General features: G+C 58.2%; 15 protein-coding genes and 1 pseudogene. 12 read left to right on the top strand and 4 right to left on the bottom strand.

Going from position 1 to position 19,205, the window contains the following annotated elements; genetic code table 11:
• Positions 1–146 (bottom strand): annotated as a pseudogene (locus H8S34_RS15535) (UxaA family hydrolase); the annotation flags it as partial.
• 297 nt (positions 147–443) lie between these two features.
• Here H8S34_RS15535 and H8S34_RS12610 point away from each other — a divergent pair.
• Entirely contained in the window at positions 444–1,286 is an 843-nt protein-coding gene (locus tag H8S34_RS12610) for an IclR family transcriptional regulator (protein WP_243208018.1), read from the top strand.
• 64 nt (positions 1,287–1,350) lie between these two features.
• On the top strand, positions 1,351–1,869 hold the full coding sequence (locus tag H8S34_RS12605) for a nucleoside-triphosphatase (RefSeq protein WP_186964160.1): 519 nt from the start codon (positions 1,351–1,353) through the stop codon (positions 1,867–1,869).
• A 57-nt stretch (positions 1,870–1,926) separates the two neighbouring features.
• On the opposite strand, the gene H8S34_RS12600 is transcribed toward H8S34_RS12605, so the two are convergent.
• Complete coding sequence (locus tag H8S34_RS12600) at positions 1,927–2,565, bottom strand: corrinoid protein (RefSeq protein ID WP_186964159.1); 639 nt, start codon at positions 2,563–2,565, stop codon at positions 1,927–1,929.
• Positions 2,566–2,851: 286 nt separating this feature from the next.
• Between H8S34_RS12600 and spoIVB the strand changes: the two genes are divergently transcribed.
• On the top strand, positions 2,852–3,922 hold the full coding sequence (gene spoIVB / locus H8S34_RS12595) for a SpoIVB peptidase (protein WP_186964158.1): 1,071 nt from the start codon (positions 2,852–2,854) through the stop codon (positions 3,920–3,922).
• Positions 3,923–4,132: 210 nt separating this feature from the next.
• Here the strand turns inward: spoIVB and H8S34_RS12590 are convergent, their stop codons facing one another.
• On the bottom strand, positions 4,133–4,849 hold the full coding sequence (locus tag H8S34_RS12590) for a stalk domain-containing protein (RefSeq protein WP_145996810.1): 717 nt from the start codon (positions 4,847–4,849) through the stop codon (positions 4,133–4,135).
• Between the two features lie 1,009 nt (positions 4,850–5,858).
• Here H8S34_RS12590 and H8S34_RS12585 point away from each other — a divergent pair.
• The 9 genes from H8S34_RS12585 (at position 5,859) to spo0A (ending at position 17,064) form a co-directional block, all read left to right on the top strand.
• On the top strand, positions 5,859–6,956 hold the full coding sequence (locus H8S34_RS12585; protein ID WP_186964157.1) for an S-layer homology domain-containing protein: 1,098 nt from the start codon (positions 5,859–5,861) through the stop codon (positions 6,954–6,956).
• A 374-nt stretch (positions 6,957–7,330) separates the two neighbouring features.
• Positions 7,331–8,095 carry an ABC transporter ATP-binding protein gene (locus H8S34_RS12580; RefSeq protein ID WP_186964156.1) on the top strand — a complete coding sequence of 255 codons (765 nt, stop codon included), beginning with the start codon at positions 7,331–7,333 and terminating at the stop codon, positions 8,093–8,095.
• A gap of 48 nt (positions 8,096–8,143) precedes the next feature.
• On the top strand, positions 8,144–9,739 hold the full coding sequence (locus H8S34_RS12575) for an ABC transporter permease subunit (RefSeq protein ID WP_366485949.1): 1,596 nt from the start codon (positions 8,144–8,146) through the stop codon (positions 9,737–9,739).
• 20 nt (positions 9,740–9,759) lie between these two features.
• The gene (locus H8S34_RS12570; protein WP_186964154.1) at positions 9,760–10,788 is read left to right on the top strand and encodes an ABC transporter substrate-binding protein; all 1,029 of its coding nucleotides are present in this window, start codon (positions 9,760–9,762) and stop codon (positions 10,786–10,788) included.
• Positions 10,789–10,862: 74 nt separating this feature from the next.
• Positions 10,863–11,960: a 2-aminoethylphosphonate--pyruvate transaminase gene (locus H8S34_RS12565; protein ID WP_101691430.1), complete on the top strand. Its 1,098-nt coding sequence runs from the start codon at positions 10,863–10,865 to the stop codon at positions 11,958–11,960.
• Complete coding sequence (gene phnX, locus H8S34_RS12560; protein WP_101691429.1) at positions 11,957–12,733, top strand: phosphonoacetaldehyde hydrolase; 777 nt, start codon at positions 11,957–11,959, stop codon at positions 12,731–12,733. Before H8S34_RS12565 ends, phnX begins: the two co-directional genes overlap by 4 nt.
• A gap of 211 nt (positions 12,734–12,944) precedes the next feature.
• Complete coding sequence (locus tag H8S34_RS12555; RefSeq protein WP_145996808.1) at positions 12,945–13,856, top strand: Ppx/GppA phosphatase family protein; 912 nt, start codon at positions 12,945–12,947, stop codon at positions 13,854–13,856.
• Positions 13,843–15,987 carry a polyphosphate kinase 1 gene (ppk1, locus tag H8S34_RS12550; protein WP_243208017.1) on the top strand — a complete coding sequence of 715 codons (2,145 nt, stop codon included), beginning with the start codon at positions 13,843–13,845 and terminating at the stop codon, positions 15,985–15,987. Before H8S34_RS12555 ends, ppk1 begins: the two co-directional genes overlap by 14 nt.
• A 309-nt stretch (positions 15,988–16,296) precedes the next feature.
• Positions 16,297–17,064 carry a sporulation transcription factor Spo0A gene (gene spo0A / locus H8S34_RS12545; protein WP_186964153.1) on the top strand — a complete coding sequence of 256 codons (768 nt, stop codon included), beginning with the start codon at positions 16,297–16,299 and terminating at the stop codon, positions 17,062–17,064.
• Between the two features lie 180 nt (positions 17,065–17,244).
• Here spo0A and H8S34_RS12540 read toward each other — a convergent pair whose 3' ends face one another.
• On the bottom strand, positions 17,245–19,122 hold the full coding sequence (locus tag H8S34_RS12540; RefSeq protein ID WP_186964152.1) for a sigma 54-interacting transcriptional regulator: 1,878 nt from the start codon (positions 19,120–19,122) through the stop codon (positions 17,245–17,247).
• Between the last annotated feature and the right edge of the window lie 83 nt (positions 19,123–19,205).

Raw genomic sequence — 19,205 nt, 5'->3', positions numbered from 1 at the left:
TCGCAGACAGCCAGCTTGTGATAGATGGTGATGTCCTGCCGGGCGGTGAGGGTCTTCTCCTCGTTGCCGCTGAGGTAGGTGACCGTGTCGCCGCTCTGAATGGCCTCAATGGCCACGGCCACATTGTCCTTGGGGTCAATGATCATTGCATTGCGCATGGTGGATATCTCCTTTCGGTCATGAGTGGATCAGATCTGAACCAGTGGGGGTATACAAACGGGTGTCTGTTTGGAAATACATTCCGGGCACCCGAAGAGCGCAGAGACAGGCTTCTGTTCTGAAATAAGAACAATGTTCTCATTACGGAATACTATATGTAACGTACCATTTCACGGGAGAAATGTCAATAGAAAACGGGGATATTGGGCGGATTTTGTGCTAAATACAGAGGTGAGAAATGTGCCGGACAGGCGTCGGACTTGCAAAATACAGGAGCCTTTGCTATGATGATAAAATATACCATCAAAAAATGCAATGGTCTGATCTGGATGGAGGAACCTATGGGACAGGAACAGCACCGTGCCACCACACGGGTTTTGGATATATTGGAGCACCTGGCGTCGGAAGGCGGAGCGGGGAAGACATTGACGGAGCTGTCAGTCGCCCTGGATGCACCAAAGAGCAGTCTCTTTCCGATTCTGCATACGCTGGCGCAGCGGCGCTATGTGCGGCTGGACCGGGAGACCGGGCGCTATTCGGTGGGCATCTCGGCCTACGTGCTGGGGGAGGCCTATGGGGCCGGACGGCGGGAGAGCATTCTCCGGCGGGTCCAGGAGCTGATGGAGCAGGTGGCGCGGCGCTGCGAGGAGCCGTGTCAGTTGGCCATCCTGGACGGGGAAAACGTACTCTATATCGGCAAGGCGGACTCTGACCAGGCCATCCGCATGATCTCACGCCTGGGAAGCCGCCTGCCCGCCAATGCCACAGCGCTGGGAAAGGCCCTGCTGAGCGGTCTGGAGGACGACGAGGTGCGGCAGCGCTTCTCCCAGGGACTGCCCCGGCTGACCGACCACACCATTACCGATCTGGAGCCCCTTCTGGCACAGCTCAAACAGGTGCGGGAGAACGGGATCGCCTGGGAAGAGGAGGAGTCCACACCGCATCTGTGCTGTGTGGCCGTCCCGCTGCGGCAGCGGGGAAGCGTATTTGCGGCATTGAGCGTATCCATGCCCCTGTTCCGGGCCACACCGGAAAAGCGGGAGGGGGTCAGCAACTGTCTGCGGGAGGTGGCCTCTGAGATCAATACCCTGGCGGAGGAGCGGGGCATATCCCTGGATATTCTGTAAGAAACGTATGTGGAAAACGTGCCGGATCGATCCGGCATTTCCGCGTGGTTTGGAGGGAATGGCAGTGCATTTGTTTTTGACGGGAGAGATCCAGGTGGGGAAATCCACGCTGCTGTCCGTTCTGCTGCACTCGCTGGGGCTGCCGGCCTGCGGATTTCGCACCTGCTGGAGGCGGACGGAAGCGGAGGATACCCTCCACCTTCTGCCCTGGGGGATGGATGCGGACTGTGGGGCGGACAATCAGGTGGCCCGGCGTCGGAATGGACGGGCGGAGATCCTGCCGGGCCGGTTTGACGCGCTGGGGCCGGAACTCCTGACACCGCGTCCCGGGTGTGCGGTGATGGTCATGGACGAGCTGGGCTTTTTGGAGCGAAACGATCTGCGCTTTCAGGAGGCGGTGCTGTGTGCGCTGGACGGGCCGCTTCCGGTTCTGGGGGTCATCAAACCCCGGCAGGAGCCCTTTCTGGATCGGGTACGGGCCCATGCGGGGGTGCAATTGGCGACAGTCACGCCGGAAAACCGGGACGACTTGCGGACCTCTGAGCTGCTTGCTGCCTGGTGTGCATCGGTCCGGTCTGAGTAAAAAATGGATAAAAAATAGGCCGGTCCCCGGAAAAGGGGACCGGCCTATTTTTGCGGTTTACTGTGCGGAGAGATACTGTGCGGCTACCGCGGCGGCCGTAGCGGCATCGGCGGTATAGGCGTCGGCGCCGATATCCGTGCAGAAGCGCTGGGTGACCGGGGCGCCGCCCACCATGATCTTGACCTGATCGCGGATGCCGGCGGCCTTGGCGGCCTCCACCACCTCACCCATGGCGGGCATAGAGGTGGTGAGGAGGGAAGAGCATGCAATGATGGAACAGTTCTGCTCCATGGCAGTCCGGATAAAGGTCTCAGGGGCCACATCCACGCCCAGGTCAATGACCTCGATCCCCTGGCCCTCAAACATCATGCGGACCAGATTTTTGCCGATGTCGTGGAGATCACCCTTTACCGTACCCAGGCAGGCGCGGCCCAGCGGGGCCGCATGGTCACCGGTCAGGTGGGGCTTGAGCAGCGCAGTGCCTGCATTCATGGCCTTGGCTGCCATCAGGACCTGGGGCACGAACATGGTGCCGGCTTTAAACTGTTCGCCCACGATTCCCATACCGGCCAGCAGACCATCCTCCAGAATGGCACGGGGGGCGAGTCCTTCTTCCAAAGCACGGGGGACCAGCTCCTGGACTAATTTGGTCCGACCTTTTTGGATGGCTTGCGAGAGTTCGTTCAGTGTGCTCATGTTCGATCAGATCCTTTTCGAAGAAGTTGTGTATAATTATAGCAAAGTGAGAAAAAAATAAAAAGTGACTGGGAGAAAAAAGTGATTTTCTGACAAAATGGGAAAAAATGAGTGGAGGAAAGGGGGAAAAGCCCGTCATTTGGACAAGAGAAGATTCTTCCATGCCAAAGGTGTGTGACATTGGCAGAGCGGCCGGCGTGTGGAACACGAGGTGGAAGCCATATTAAAGAGTGTTCCGCAATTGGATCTGCGGAATGAAACACATCAAATCAAAAGGGGTGATTTTGTGCGGGAAGAATCCAATAAGCAGCCGTGGGGCGCACTGGCGCTGCGGGTGGCGGCAATGATGCTGTCTCTGGGGGCGCTGCTGGCTGTGGCAACGCCGGTGCAGGCATCCGCAGCGCAGGGGCATACGGTGAGCCGAACGGTGATCCCCATGGGCCGTGCCGTGGGGATCAAACTGTTTTCCGACGGCGTTATGGTGGTAGGACTGGCCGATATCGAGACGGAAAAAGGGACGGCCAATCCGGCCAAGACCTGCGGACTAAAAGAAGGAGATATCATTACCCACCTGAATCAGGAAGAGGTGGACTCCATTGAAGAAGTACAGGCCATTCTCCAGGAGACAGGAGGAGAGGCCATGAGCATCCGGGCCAAGCGGGGGGAAGAAGAGGTCCAGATGACGGTCCAGGCGGTCCAGTGCAGCACAGACGGCAGCTATAAGCTGGGGGCGTGGATCCGGGACTCCATGGCTGGGATCGGGACCATTACCTTTTATGACCCGACCTCCGGCGTCTTTGGCGCGCTGGGCCATGGGATCAGTGACATGGATACCGCCAAGCTGATGCCGCTCCAGTCGGGCAGCATTATGTTTGCGGAAGTGAGCGATGTGCAGAAAGGTGCCGTGGGGGCCCCGGGCCAGCTTCGGGGGGCCTTCCAGGTAGAGCAGGACCTGGGAGAGCTCTATGCCAACACCTCCAGCGGCATTTTCGGCACCTGGACCGGCGTGGAGCTGGAGACAGGGATGGAGCCCATTCCGGTGGCTCAGCGGAGCGGGGTGCGCACCGGAAAGGCCACCATCCGCTCTAATGTGGCGGGCACGGAGATCAAGGAGTATGAGGTGGAGATTGTGCGCCTCTACCCGGAGAGCAGCGGAGAGCACCGGGACCTCATGCTCAAGGTGACGGACGAGGCCCTTCTGAAGGAGACAGGGGGCATCGTACAGGGTATGTCCGGCTCCCCGATCATCCAGAATGGCAAGCTGGTGGGAGCAGTGACCCATGTACTGGTCAACGATCCCACCCAGGGCTACGGTATTCTGGCGGAGAATATGCTGAAAACCGCGGAAGAGAGCTAAGAGCACACACCGATAGAAAGCGCCCGGCCCTGGAAGATTAGCCTCAGCCAGTGATTTTGATTCTGTCCGTATTGAGATTGTGCGCCCTGTGCGCAAGGTGACAGATGAGACGCTTCCGAAAGCGGTTCGGGATGTACAGCGGCAGAGCGATTGTCCAAATAGAACATGCCCCGGCGGTCATCCAGACCGCCGGGGCATGTCTTTGTGCGCTCAGGAGAAGGAAATATCATAGATGCCATATGCAGCTCTGGAATTCCAGTCGGGGGATGTCGTGAGCAGGAGCTTCACATTGGCGGCACGATTCAAAGGAAGGGAGATCGTTTGAGGTGCACCATCCCATTTGAGGTCATAGCTGGTACTCAGCTCCCCGTCCAGATAGACCTCCAGAGTGGAGTCATCCTCGTATGTTCCGTCCACATGGCCTACCGTAAAGGTCATGGTATTGTATTTCAAATCTGTATTCCAGAGAGAATAGGCCGCTTCTCCATTGTTGTCCTGAAGGAAGACGCCCTCCGTGATGTCCTTTCCAGATACGGTCATGTACTTTTCGGAATTGCTGCCGTCAAAGATCTTGCTCCACGAGTTTACCTGATAGGGGGGCAGCAGCTTCATCCAGCTGTCGGTTTGACCGGGGACCTCGCCCACATAGATGGTAGCGGTGTCGCCGTCCCAGGTGACCTCTTTGCCCAGGGCCTCACTCACGGCGCGGACGGGCAGATAGGTGGTGCCATTGCTGGCGAAGGGCTCCACCACGTTGCCATTGGGATCCTTGGGAGTCACTTCCTTGCCGTCGACGACCAGACGGATCCCCATGTAGTTGGCTTCGATTTTTTTGGTGGTGACCGCGCTGGAGGCCAGCGCGACGCCGCAGAGCAGACTGGAAAGAGCTGCGGCGGCGATAATACGATTGCGAACCATTTTTTTCATATCAGATGCCCTCCCATTTTTATTTATCGAATTCTGATCATAAAAGCTTAAAAAATTTCTAAATCTTAACTTTAGTATCTACCTCTTGATCTGTTTTGTCAAGAGATGGGAGAAGGGAAGGACACCGGGTTGAAGAGATTCAAAGAGTCGGCATGAGAGAAAAGGGCAGTTTCAACACTTGCCTTCATTGGGGAGGGAAAGCACAGGCTTAGCCAGTGGTTATGACTAAAAGAGGAGGAGCTGGTAGTCATCGAAGAGAATGGCGGGGTTCCATCCCGCGGTATTGACGGGTGAGGAGTGTACACAGTTCTCCATAATATTTCAGATATGCCTTCTGGGCCTGGCGGCGAAGGAACTGCCGCTCCTGAAAGGCCTTCCAGCGGCTGCAGGTTTTGTGACAGCCAGGTGTGTACGCGAGACAAGTGTTCTGACATGGAAGCATAAGATGGCTCCTCTCTATCCGTTGAATGGGGCATAAAGCCGTTCCGATTCGATTGGACTCACAAGCGCCTGCTCTGGTTGATTACCAGTATAAGGGGTGGACAAGAGAAGTTCTATCCAAGGGGTGTAAAGTTTGGATAAAACCTCTGTATAACTAGAGAGGATAAGACCGGGAAAAGAGCGGAAAATGGGGCACATATCCCGATTTTTTGCAGAGGATACGATTTGTTTACAGAAGCTGTAGTCCCAAAGAAAGCAGTTATATCCTGCTTTTGACAGGTAAAGTGGGGGAAATGGTCTGATTTCTGTCAACAAAAGACGGAGAATGGATCGGAAAAGGCACCGGGAGCAGGAACGTGCATTTACACAGATTTCACATGGGATGCGTTGTTGTATTTACATGACCTATTTACAATGAAAGTGCGGAAACCAATGGGCCGGGCTGTAACACGCAAGAGAAAGATTCCCGGCCGATGACAGAGTGGTGGCTGGAGGGAGGTCCTGTCGGGCCATGCCCACACCACCGTTATACCGTAAGAACAGGAGTGGATTTCACAATATGAACCATATGAGCAGACAGGCCTGTGCGGCGCTGCTGTCCGGCGTCCTTCTGACGGCGGGAGCGCAGGCGGCGGTCATCACGACTTCCACCGACCAGATTACGCTGGGGGAGAACAGCAATACCTTTACGCTGGAGCTGCGTCTGGAGGAGGACAAGCCCTTTGCCGGAGCGGAGTTTGGAATCGATCTGCCGGAGAAGACGACCCTCACCCAGGTGGACTATCTGGATCAGGCCATCCGGGAGGCCTCCCACACTCCGGAGGTGGTGCGGGACGGCCGGGTCTATTTCGGATTTTACGGCGCCAGCAATGCCTTCCAGGGGGAGTACAGTGTGGCGCGGCTGACCTTTACCTATACAGGCAGTGAGGATGCCCTGCTGTCCCTTGGAACGTCCAATGTGGTTACCCTGAATGAGGATGGCACCACGACGGGGGACACCAGCTCGGCGCCTTTCCAGGTAAAAATTGAGCGGGAAGAGAGCAGCGGCGGAAGCAGCGGCTCAGGTGGTTCCGGCGGGAGTGAACGTCCGGAAGAGGACATCGACGAGGGGGAGACCCCGCTGAATCCCGGTGTCTTTACGGACCTGGAGGGACACTGGGGCAAAGACGCCGCGCTGCGCGCGGTGGAGATGGGGCTGTTCAGCGGTACGTCAGCCACCACGTTCAGCCCGGATATGGCCCTGAGCCGCGCCATGCTGGTGACCGTGCTCCACCGGCAGGAGGGGACCCCTGCCGCGGCACAGGCGGCCTTTCAGGACGTGAGTGCAGGAAGCTGGTATGAGAGCGCCGTCAATTGGGCGGCGGCAGAGAACATTGTCTCCGGCGTGGGAGAGGGCCGTTTTGCGCCGGATCAGGCCATTACCCGGGAGCAGCTGGCGGTCATGCTCTACCGCTATGAGCAGTATCGGGGCAATGCACCGGCCTCTACGGGAGACCTGAGTGCCTTTGTGGACCGCGATCAGATCTCCCCGTGGGCGGAGGAGGCCATGAAGTGGGCTGTGGGCGCTGGAATTCTCAGCGGAAAGGATGGCGCGCGCCTGGATCCCCAGGGCAGCGCGACCCGCGCTGAGGCAGCCTCCATTCTGGTGCGCCTGCTGGATCGCTGATATACGGATTTTTTGTGCGGGGCATCCGGCGCGGTGAGCGGCGGATGCCCCTCCTTTGTCTTTGCTTCCAGCGGAAAGGGGAGAAGCGTCAAGGATTTGTAAAACCCGGACCGTGTGCCGGCAGCGGTATCCATGGAACAAAAAGCAGGTGGATTCCGGGCAAAAGAAAGGGAAAACCGTGCCCAATTTCCCCAAAAGAACGGAGGAAGCACAGACCGACGGAGCGGTGTGTAAGGAGATGGTATCCCGGAAGGGGGGCAAACTGACGGAGTCTTTGCCAGTCCTTTACGGGAGCCTGGTGGAAGGAAACGGGGCCGGACTGGTATAGTACTCTACGGATGAAAACGGAGAAACGATGCGAAAGGAAGACAAGTATGCTGGAACTCAATCACATCCGTAAGTCGTTTGACGGGACTCCGGTCCTGCATGATATTTCGCTCCGGGTGGAGGATGGCGAGATCGTGTCTATTCTGGGCCCTTCCGGCTGTGGAAAGACGACGCTGCTCAATCTGATCCTGGGCCTGACCGATGCCGACAGCGGAGAGATCCGCTACAACGGCGAGGATCTGACCCGCACTCCCATGGAGAAGCGGGGCTTCAACATCGTCTTTCAGGACTATGCCCTCTTCCCCAATCTGAATGTCTATAAGAACATCACCTACGGCCTGAAAAACCGCGCGCACCTGACCTCTCAGCAGGAGGTGGAGGAGCTCATCGACCTGCTGGGCCTGCGGGACCATCTGAGCAAGCGGGTGGACCAGCTCTCGGGCGGCCAGAAGCAGCGTGTGGCCCTGGCCCGCACCATGGTGATGAAGCCCCGCATCCTGCTGCTGGATGAGCCCCTCTCTGCCCTGGACGGCGTGATCAAAGAGTCCATCAAGGACCGGATCAAGACCATTGCCCGGGAGTATCACCTCACCACCATCATCGTGACTCACGACCCCGAGGAGGCCCTGACTCTCTCTGACCGGGTTCTGATCATTGATAAGGGAACCATCTCCCAGTATGCCAGACCCGAGGAGATCGTCCATCAGCCCAAAAACGACTTCGTGCGCAAGTTCATCCTCAATCAGCTGGAGATCAAGCGGGACAATATCTATGCCCTCTTTGGCCGGCCGAGCGTGGCTGCCGCTGTGTAACACACAATGCGCAAAAACATCGAACTTAAGCTGATCTTTTGGGCCATTGTGGCACTCTTTGCGGCGTTTCTGGCAGCGCCGCTCCTCCTTCTCTTTGGAAAATCGGTGTGGGACGGCGGCCTTACGACGGAGTTTTACACCTCCGTTGTGGTCAAAAAGGGATTCCTTCCCGCCCTGGGCAACAGCTTTGCCGTGGCCTCCGCCGCGGCGGTGATCGCGGTGGTCATCGCGTTCCTGCTGGCCTACGCGGTACACTATACGGCCCTGCCCCTGTGGGCTAAGCGCCTTATCAGCGCCATCGCCACACTGCCCATGTTCCTGCCCACCATTACCTATGGCTTTGCCATCATCTACTCCTTTGGCAAGCAGGGACTCCTGACCCGTCTGCTGGGACGGCAGCTCTTTGATATCTACGGTTTCTGGGGACTGCTGGTGGGATATGTGATCTATACGGTGCCCACCGCCTTCCTGCTGATCCACAATACCATGGGATATGTGGATAAAAAGACGCTGGTGGTTTCCAAGGTCATGGGAGACCAGACCATGTCCACCTTCTGGATTGCGGTAGTGCGTCCCCTGCTGGGCACACTGGCCGGTGCCTTTATCCAGGCCTTTTTCCTGAGCTTTACCGACTTCGGTATCCCGGCCTCGGTGGGCGGAGGATATGATGTGATCGCCACGCTGCTCTACAATCAGATGCTGGGCGGCATCCCGGACTTCAACCGGGGCGCGGTGGTGGCCGTCATCATGCTCATCCCCTCGGTGGGAAGTATCTGCCTCCTCCGGATTCTGGAGCGCTTCAACATCCGGTATAACCGGATCTCCCCTGCGGAGCTGCGCCGCAACCCGGCCCGCGACGCCGGATGGGGGGCTGTGACAGCGGTCTTGTCGGTCCTGATGCTCTCCCTCTTCGCGGTCATCTTTGTGGTGCCCATGGTGGAGGACTGGCCCTACAAGACGGGATTTTCTCTGGAGCATGTGCAGACCGTGTTCGCCGACAGCGAACTGCTGACCGTATACCAGCACTCCCTCTTCATGGCCCTTGCTACCGCCCTTCTGGGAACGGTAGTGGCCTATGGAGCGGCCCTCATCACAGCGCGGAGCACGCTGGCACAGGGGTATAAGCGCACCGTGGAGAGCATCGCACTGGTGACCAATGCCATCCCCGGCATGGTTCTGGGCGTGGCCTACCTCTTCCTGTTCTCGGGAACCGAGCTGCAGAACACCCTGCTTCTCATGATCCTGTGCAATGTGGTGCACTACTTCTCCACCCCCTACCTGATGATGAAAAATTCCCTCTCCAAGATGAACGCCGGGTGGGAGACCACTGCGATGCTCATGGGGGACAGCTGGATCAAGACCATCCTGCGGGTGGTCACCCCCAATGCGCTCTCCAGCCTCATCGAGGTATTCAGCTACTATTTCATCAACTCCATGGTGACCATCAGCGCCCTGATTTTCATTGCCGGTGCGCGCACGATGGTGCTGACCACCAAGATCAAGCAGCTCCAGTATGTCAACAAGTTCAACGAGGTCTTTGTGCTCTCGCTGCTGATCCTGGCTACAAACCTGGTTGCAAAGGCGGCCTTTTCCTGCCTTGCAAATCATAAAAAGAAGAAACCGATCCAACAGACACAAGCTTAAAAAAGAGGAGAGAAACCAAAATGCATCTCAAGAAACTGATGGCCATGGGCCTTTCCCTCAGCATGGCGGCAGCCCTTCTGGGCGGCTGCGCCGCCGGCAGCGCAAGCACGGGCAGCGATTCCGGCAGCGGCGACGCCGCACCCAAGGAGGAGCAGGTGGTCCTCTACTCCAACGCCGACGATGAGGCCATCACCGCGATGACCAACGCCCTGGATGCCAATGGCTATAAGGACAAGTACATCATCCAGACCTTTGGCACCTCCGAGCTGGGCGGAAAGCTGATGGCGGAGGGCAAAAATTTGGAGGCCGATCTGGTCACCATGAGCACCTTCTACCTCCAGAGCGCCCAGGATCAGAACCAGATGTTCCTGCCCCTGACCTTTGATGTGAACACCCTGGAGGAAGTGCCCGACTACACCGCTCCCATCACCTCGCAGGAGGGCGCCATCATCGTCAACACCGAGCTCATGGAGTCCGAGGGCCTGCCCATGCCCACCAGCCTGAAGGATCTGACCGATCCCGTCTATGCCGGTCAGGTGGCTGTGACCGACATTCAGTCCTCCTCCACTGCGTGGCTGCTCATCCAGGCGCTGGTCTCGGAGTATGGAGATGAGGGCGCGCAGGAAGTGCTCTCCGGCATCTATCAGAACGCCGGCGACCACATCGAGACCTCTGGTTCTGCGCCTCTGAAGCTGTGCCGCGCCGGTGAGCTGGCTGTGGGCTTCGGCCTGCGCCACCAGGCGGTGGCGGACAAGGCCGACGGCCTGCCCATCGACTATGTGGATCCCACCGAGGGCAACTTCTCCCTCACGGAGTCTGTGGCTGTGCTGGACAAGGGGGATGAGACCAATCCTCTGGCCATGGAGATGGCCCAGTGCATCATCGAGAATGCCCGCGAGGAACTGCTGGCCACCTATCCCAACCCCCTCTATGAGGGCGAGACCTCGGATTCCGCCAACAAGTCCGCCTATCCCAAGACCTTCAGCGAGCCTCTGACTCTGGAGCTGTTCCAGAAGCACCAGGAGCTGTCTGAATCCGCTAAGCCCTGATAGAACCGATCATAACAGGGGGCGCACGGGTGTGCGTCCCCTGGTTTTTAGAGAAGAAAGGAAGAATGAGACCCATGAATCGCTATAAGCTGCTCACCCCCGGACCGCTGACCACCACGGACACCGTGAAGGCGGAGATGCTCTTTGACCACTGCACCTGGGACGACGATTACAAGCAGATCACCCAGCGCATCCGCGCCGCGCTGCTGGAGCTGGGCCATGTGTCTGAGCCCGAGTATACCGCGGTGCTCATGCAGGGCAGCGGTACCTTCGGTGTGGAGTCGGTCATCACCAGTGTGGTGGGGACGGGGGATAAGCTGCTCATTGCGGCCAACGGCGCTTATGGCCTGCGCATGACCGAGATCGCCCAGCACGCGGGGGTAAACTATGTCCTCTATGAGGAGGAGAACACCCGCCGCCCTGATCCGGAGAAGATTGCCCGGATGCTGGAGGCAGATCCCGGGATCACCCATGTATCCATGGTACACAGCGAGACCACCAGCGGCATCCTCAACGATATCCAGGCGGTAGGTGAGGTGGTCCGCCGGGCGGGCAAGACCTTCATCGTGGACGCCATGTCTTCCTTTGCCGGCGTGGACATTCCCGTGGCCGACTGGGGGATCGACTTCCTCATCAGCAGCGCCAACAAGTGTATTCAGGGCGTGCCCGGCTTCTCCTTTATTCTGGCCCGGCGCAAGAAACTGGAAGAGAGTGCCGGAAAGGCCCGCTCCCTCTCGCTGGACCTGTACGCCCAGTGGCGTACCATGGACATTGACGGCAAGTGGCGCTTTACCTCTCCCACCCATGTGGTGCTGGCCTTTGCCAAGGCCCTGGAGGAGCTCAAGGCGGAAGGCGGCATCCCCGCCCGCTATGCCCGCTATGCCGTGAACCACCAGCTCCTGGTGCAGCGGATGGAGGCGCTGGGCTTCCGCACCTATCTGGAGGCAGAGGTTCAGGGTCCCATCATTACCACCTTCTTCTACCCTGAGGGGGCCAAGTTCACCTTCCGCGAGATGTATCAGTACATCAAGGAGCGGGGATACGTACTCTATCCCGGAAAGGTGATGGAGGCGGAGACCTTCCGTGTAGGCAACATCGGAGAGATCTATCCCGAGGATATTGAGAAGCTGGCCGCCATTATGGCTGATTTTCTGCGGGAGGTGCAGGGATGAACACCAAGCTTTTGATTCTGGACTGGGCCGGAACCGCAGTGGACTACGGCTGTTTTGCGCCGGTCAATGCCTTTGACCAGGCCTTCCGCGCCTTTGGGGTGGAGGCCACCATGGAGGAGATCCGCCGGCCCATGGGCATGCTCAAGATCGACCATATCCGCACCATGCTGGCTATGGAGCGCATTGGCGCGTGCTGGGCCCAGGTCCACGGCCGTGCCCCGGAGGACAAGGATGCCCATGCCATTTACGGTGTCTTTGAGACCAAGCTGATGGAGAGCCTGGAGCAGTATGCCATGCCCAAGCCTGGCGTGCTGGAGACGGTGGAGCGCCTGCGGGCCATGGGGCTGCGCATTGGCTCTACCACCGGATACACCGATGCCATGATGGAAGTGGTCACCGCAGGCGCGGCCCGGGCGGGGTATGCCCCGGACGCCTGGTTCAGCCCCGATGCGGTGGACGGACTGGGCCGTCCCTATCCGTATATGATCTATGCCAATATGAAGAAGTTCCGCATCCAGTCGGTGCATCAAGTGGTCAAGATCGGCGACACGGTTTCCGACATTCAGGAGGGCCTCAACGCCGGGATCTGCTCTCTGGGCGTCATCGAGGGAAGCAGTGTTCTGGGTCTGACCGAGGCGGAGTGGAAGGCCCTCTCCGCCCAGGAGCAGGCTGCGGCGGCGGAGAAGGCCCGCAGGACCTTTGAGGAGGCCGGTGCCCACGGAGTACTCAACCGGCTGGAGGAGCTGCCCGGCTGGCTGGAGGCCAACGGCTGATTCCAATGACAGAAAACGCGTCCGTGTACATCCAAAGGGATGGACGGACGCGTTTTTTCTGTGCAGGAGAGGCATATATCCCGGTTGTTTTCGGAAAGAGGGCAGAAAACAGGGCTTTTTTTGGACATTCTGACCGTAAAACTTTTGTAAATTTTCTTGCGGATCGCACCAAAATCACGTACACTGAACACAATAAGAGAGGTGGAAAAGCGTGAAATGCGGGATCATAGATGTGGGTTCCAATACCATTCGACTCTCCATTTACCACTATGAGGGGCGTCGATTCAAGCTTTTGATGAATAAAAAAGAGATGGCGGGCCTGGCCGGGTACATCCAGAACGGTACACTTTCCGACAGCGGAATTCTGGTGGCCTGCCGGGTGTTGGCCAGCTTTAAGGCTATACTGGAGAATTTTGATATTCAGGAAATGCATGTATTTGGCACGGCATCCCTGCGTAATATCGTCAATACGGAAGAGGTGCTGGATACCATCCGCCTGGTGACCGGGATCGAGGTTTCGGTCCTCAGCGGCGCGGAGGAGGCGGCCTATTCCTTCCTGGGGGCCACCGTGGGGGGCGGAGCGCCGGCGGCCGGATTGCTGGCGGACATCGGCGGAGGCTCCACCGAGCTGGTCTCCTACGAGGGCGGGAGGATCACCTCCGGGTGCAGCCTTCCCATGGGCTCCCTTTCCCTGTATACCAAATATGTATCCGGTCTCTTCCCCACAAAAGAGGAGCGGCGTGCCATCCGCGCCCAGGTAAAGACCGAGCTGGAGCGGGCCAAAACCGCAGGGGTGCGGTGCAGCCATATGACCGGTGTGGGCGGGACCATCCGTGCAGCGGCAAAGCTGTGCAACGACCGGAGCAACGCCGATCCCGACAATCCGGTCCTTCCGGCCTGGGAGCTGCAGGAGCTCTATCAGCAGCTGAAAAAGGGGGACCAGAAGACCCTGCGGCAGATCCTGCGCTCGGTGCCCGACCGGGTACATACTATTCTGCCCGGCCTTGTGATCCTCAACTGTGTGCTGAACAGCTATGAGGTAGAGACCGTCTCGGTGAGCACGTGCGGCGTACGGGAGGGATATCTGCTGAAACGAGTGATGGGAGTGAATGAACATGCATAAGACCGTGGATACCCGATACACGCAGGAGCGGGAGCTCTCCTGGCTGCGCTTCGACAGCCGGGTGCTGGACGAGGCGCGGGATGAGAGCGTGCCTCTCTTTGAGCGGCTGAAATTTGCCGCCATTTTTACCAGCAATCTGGACGAGTTCTTTATGATCCGCGTGGGATCGATCTACGATATGAGCCTCTCCCGGCAGACCCATGTGGACAGCAAGAGCGGGCTCACCCCCGCGGAGCAGCTCCAGGCCATCTGCAAGACGGTGCCCGGCATGTATAAACAGCGGGACAAGATCATGAGCCAGCTGGAGTCCCGGCTGCGCAGCTGCAATATCTGCAATCTGTCCATGGAGGAGCTGGACGGGAAGGAGCGCAAACAGGTGGAGCGCTGGTTCCGGAACTATGTGCAGCCGGTCCTCTCGCCCATGGTGATCAATATCCACCATCCCTTCCCGCACTTGCCCTCCAAGAGCCTGAATGTGGTGCTCTCCCTCCGGCGGGAGGGGAAGCGCTGCTTTGGCCTGGTGCCCATTCCCAAGACGCTGCCTGCCTTCTTCCAGCTGGAGGAGAACGGTCTGCGCTATCTGCTCACCGAGCAGGTGGTGCTGGCCTGTGCGGACCAGCTGTTTGAGACCTATCAGGTGGAAGAGAAGCATGTGATCTCGGTCACCCGCAATGCCGACATCAGCCCCGAAGATGAGGACTACGATGTGGGAGAGGATTTCCGGGACCACATGCAGAAGGTCCTCAAACGCCGGGGACGTCTGGCCCCGGTGCGTCTGGAGGTCCAGGGAGAGCCGTCGGAGGAGCTGCTGACCTATCTGTGCCAGCGTCTGGACCTGCCGCGGGCCTATGTCTTCTGTGCCCATAGTCCGCTGGCCATGGGGTATGTCTTTGGACTGGAAGGAAAGCTGCCGCCGGAGAGCGCGGCGGCCCTGTGCTATCCCAAGTATACGCCCCAGTGGCCGGCGGGGCTGGTGAAAAATACCCCCCTGATCCCGCAGATCCTGCGGCGGGATGCACTGCTCTTCTACCCCTATCACACCATGGAGCCCTTCCTCAAGGTGGTCAAGGAGGCCGCATCGGATCCGGCGGTGTTGTCCATCAAGATCACCATCTACCGTCTGGCCTCCACCGCGAAATTGGTCGAATATCTGGCGGCCGCGGCGGAAAACGGCAAGGATGTCACCGTGCTCATGGAGCTGCGGGCCCGATTTGATGAGCAGAACAACATCGCCTGGGCCGAACGCCTGGAGGAGGCCGGGTGCACGGTGCTCTACGGTTTTGAGCGCTTTAAGGTCCACTCCAAGATCTGCCTGATCACCCGGCGGGAGAAGGGCCGCATCCAGTACATTACCCAGGTTGGAACGGGCAATTACAACGAAAAGACCGCCAAGCTCTATACGGACTTCTGCCTGCTGACCGCCAGTCCGGCCATTGGGGCGGATGCAGCGGCCTTTTTCCAGAACATGTCCACCTCCAATCTCCGGGGAGAATATGAGCACCTGCTGGTGGCTCCCTACGGGCTGAAAAACCGCCTGCTGGAGATGATGGATGAGGAGATCGAGAAGGCTCGTCGGGGCAAGGAGGCCCGAATCTTCATCAAAGTCAATTCCGTGACCGACCGGGATCTGATCGACAAGCTGGCCCAGGCCAGTCAGGCAGGAGTGCAGGTCACGATGAATGTGCGGGGCATCTGCTGCCTGCGGCCGGGTGTGCCCGGGCTGACCGACCATATCCGGGTATTCTCGGTGGTGGGGCGCTTTTTGGAGCATCCCCGTATCTACGCCTTCGGTGTAGGAAAAGAGACCAAGCTGTATATCGGCTCGGCCGATCTGATGACCCGCAACACGGAGCGGCGTGTGGAGATCGCCTGTCCAGTTTGGGACCCCGCCATCCGGGAACAGATCCAGCACTATGTGTCCCTCTATTGCGGGGATACCCGTAAGGCCCGCAATCTCCGGCAGGACGGAAGCTATGAGATGGTGCCCGTCCCCGATACAGGGGCGGAACTGGATGTGCAGGCCTATCTCATGGAAGAGGCGGTGCGGGAGAGCGCACAGGCACCAGCTCCGCCGACCAAGGGCACTGGGAAAGGAAAGGGGCTGCTTCGCCGCCTGATGTTCTGGCGCTGAGCAGAGAGCGGGCGGTTTGCCGCCGCAAACAGAGCTCCCATGTGAAACAGAATTGGAAACGGCTGGGCCGAGCATTTGCTCGGCCCAGCCGTTTCTTTAAAGCGAGAAAAGGGAAACATGGGATAGTTTCCATACGGAAACCATCGAATTGTCGCAAAGAGGGTCGTGTGGTGTCGAATATATAAAATCCAAAAACTGGTAAAAATAGCTTGCGTTTGCTGTCTGATTATGGTAAATTACTAATCAACCGGTAAAATGCCCTGGCCAGGCAGAAAGAAAGCACGGATGCTGCTGGAAGAAGGAGTCGACATGGAGAACAAGAAACGTATTCTGATTGCAGATGCGAGCAATGAGTTCCGCAAACTGCTGTGCGATACCATTGGAGGGGAGCCGGACCTGGAGGTGGTAGGAGCCACAGGGGACGGGCAGGAGACGGTGCGGCTGGTCCGGGAGAAGATTCCGGAGGTGCTGGTCATGGACATGGTGCTGCAAAATGAGGATGGGCTGGAAGTATTGCGCAGCCTGCGGGATCTGGAGATCCGGCCCAAAATTCTGATTCTGTCCGGCTTTGTCCGCAGCAATGTGGCAGAGCTGGCGGCGGCTGAGGGGGCGGACTATTATCTCATGAAGCCCTGCAAGATGACGACGCTGCTGGAACGGCTGCGTCAGATGTCGGCCCCCTGTGCCGGAAATGAGGGAGACGGACGGCGGGGCGAGCGGGAGCAGAGCCTGGAGAGCGTGGTCACCGCCATCATCCATGAGATCGGGGTACCGGCCCACATCAAGGGGTACCAGTATCTGCGGGAAGCCATCATCATTGCGGTGGAGGATATGGAGGTCATCAACGCTGTGACCAAGATCCTCTATCCGGAAGTGGCCAAGCGCTTCAATACCACGGCCAGCCGGGTGGAACGGGCCATCCGCCACGCCATCGAGGTGGCCTGGGATCGGGGCGACCTGGAGACACTGCAAAAATATTTTGGTTATACCGTCTCCAATGCGAAGGGAAAACCGACCAACAGCGAGTTTATCGCAATGATTGCCGACCGGCTTCAGCTCCAGAGAAAGGAGCGGTAAAGACCGGTCTGAGGCGAGAATGGGAGCACAGTTACAAGGCGCAAGGGCAGAGCCATATGCAGACAGACACACAGCTTCTGCTCCGATGGACGGAGAAGGAGCACCATAGATATATCACACACGCCGGATCAGCGGGGACTCGTTTCACCTGATCGGGCGTGTGTGATATTTTGGAGGGGATTATTCCAGCCCCAGACGTTTCATTTTTCGCCAGAGCGTACTGGGATGGATGCCGAGATAACGGGCGGTTTCCTTGCGGTTTCCCTGATGGAGCAGGAGGATACGCTGAAGCTCTTCCCGCTCGTTGTTTGGGACGGAAGTGGGGAGCGGGACGGAGGAGGGAGGCGCCGACAGATTGGGCAGAGCACGCAGGACATCGGCGGCCTCGGCATACTCCCGCTTGCAGAGAATGGAGATGCGCTCACAGAAATTGCGCAATTCCCGCACGTTGCCGGGCCAGTCGTAGGAGGTGAGCAGCTCCATCGCTCCCTTGGTAAACCCTTTGAGGACACAGGCGTGCTTCTCGCGCTCAAAATTCAAAAAATGCTCGGCCAGACAGGGAATGTCCTGTTTGCGCTGGCGCACCGGCGGGAGCTTGAGCTCCAGTACATCCAGGCGGTAGTAGAGGTCCTCCCGGAATGCGCCGGCCTGGACCTCCGCATAGAGGTCCTTGTTGGTGGCGGCAATGATGCGCACGTCGATGGGAATGACGGTGTCGCTGCCCAGACGGATGATTTCCCGCTCCTGCAGGACGCGGAGGAGGCGGCTTTGCAGCTTGGGCGAGATATCCCCGATCTCATCCAGAAAGAGCGTGCCCTTGTGGGCGATCTCAAAGAATCCCACCTTGCCGCCCTTGGCTGCGCCGGTAAAAGCACCCTCTACATAGCCGAACAACTCGCTTTCCAGGATATTGTCCGGAAGGGCGGCGCAGTTGATGGCCACAAAGGGCTTGTTTTTGCGCCGGCTGGCATTGTGGATGGACTGGGCAAAGAGTTCTTTGCCGGTTCCGGTCTCCCCGCGGATCAGGATGTTGGATTCCACTGCGCTGAAGTCCTCGGCGTTGTGAATGGTCTCATCCAGAGTCTTTCCCACATGCAGGATGTCGGAAAAGGAGTATTTGGCCACAAAACCCTGTTTGTGCATCCGCTTGCGGATGGCCCGCTCCTCTTCCATGATCTTTTCAATGGTCTGAAGGGTAATGACACAGCTGGTGACCTGTCCTTCCACCTCTACCGGGGCGCAGTTCATGAGAAACTGCTTGTCACCGCAGCGGTAGATCTCGGACAGGATCTTTTTTTCCCCGCGGATCAGAGCCTCGTAGGGCAGTTCCGGAAAAAATTCCGCAATGTGCCGCCCCTTCATGGGTCCCTTCTGCTGATTGAGATGCTCCAGGCAATAGCGGTTTGCCACCTCGATATGTCCCGTCCGATCCACCAGGAGGATGCCCTGGAAGGAGTAATTGATGATATTGTCGGTGGTTTTCCGCTTCTCCTTTTCATAGCGGGAGACATTGATGATGTTGATGGCGTTGCTGATGGCGGTATCGATACTCTCGCGGCCCGATTCGATCAGGACGGAGGGAATGCCGTACAGGCGGGCGATGTCACAGGTGGAGGAGCCGCCTACCACCGTCTGCGCACCCTCCCGGATGGCGGTGAGGATGGTGTCCTCCAGGTGGGTCTCATCCTGGATGGGATAGGTGCGGATATCCCGGTCCTCGTAGAGGCGGGAGAGCATTTCCGAGCCATAGATCAGGTTGAGGGCACCGATCACAGCGATTCGGGTGCCGGGATAGCTTTTGACACAGTGGTCCACCGCACGGACCACATCGTATCCGCTGGCGGTGAGCTCCGCGCCGGGGATATTCAGACGCTTCATGGTGTGGGCCGTAAAACCGCGGGAGATGATGGCCTCCCCGGTCACATGCTCCAATTGGTTGTTGTAATAGTCGGGAAGGATCTCGTATTGGATCTGATCCCGGTCCGGACGCTCCTGAAAAACCTGTTCAATGAGGGGAATACAGCCCGGATAGGGGGCTAGAAAGGTAATATGATACATAGGAAACTTGCACACTCCTTGAAAAAAGTATATCATAAATGAGGTTGCGATACTACCTAAAATTGCATATATTGCAAAATGCA

Origin of the sequence: Pseudoflavonifractor hominis, from assembly GCF_014288125.1 — a bacterium.
Lineage (GTDB): Bacteria > Bacillota > Clostridia > Oscillospirales > Oscillospiraceae > Pseudoflavonifractor_A > Pseudoflavonifractor_A gallinarum.
This window is presented reverse-complemented; position numbering and strand designations above follow the sequence as displayed.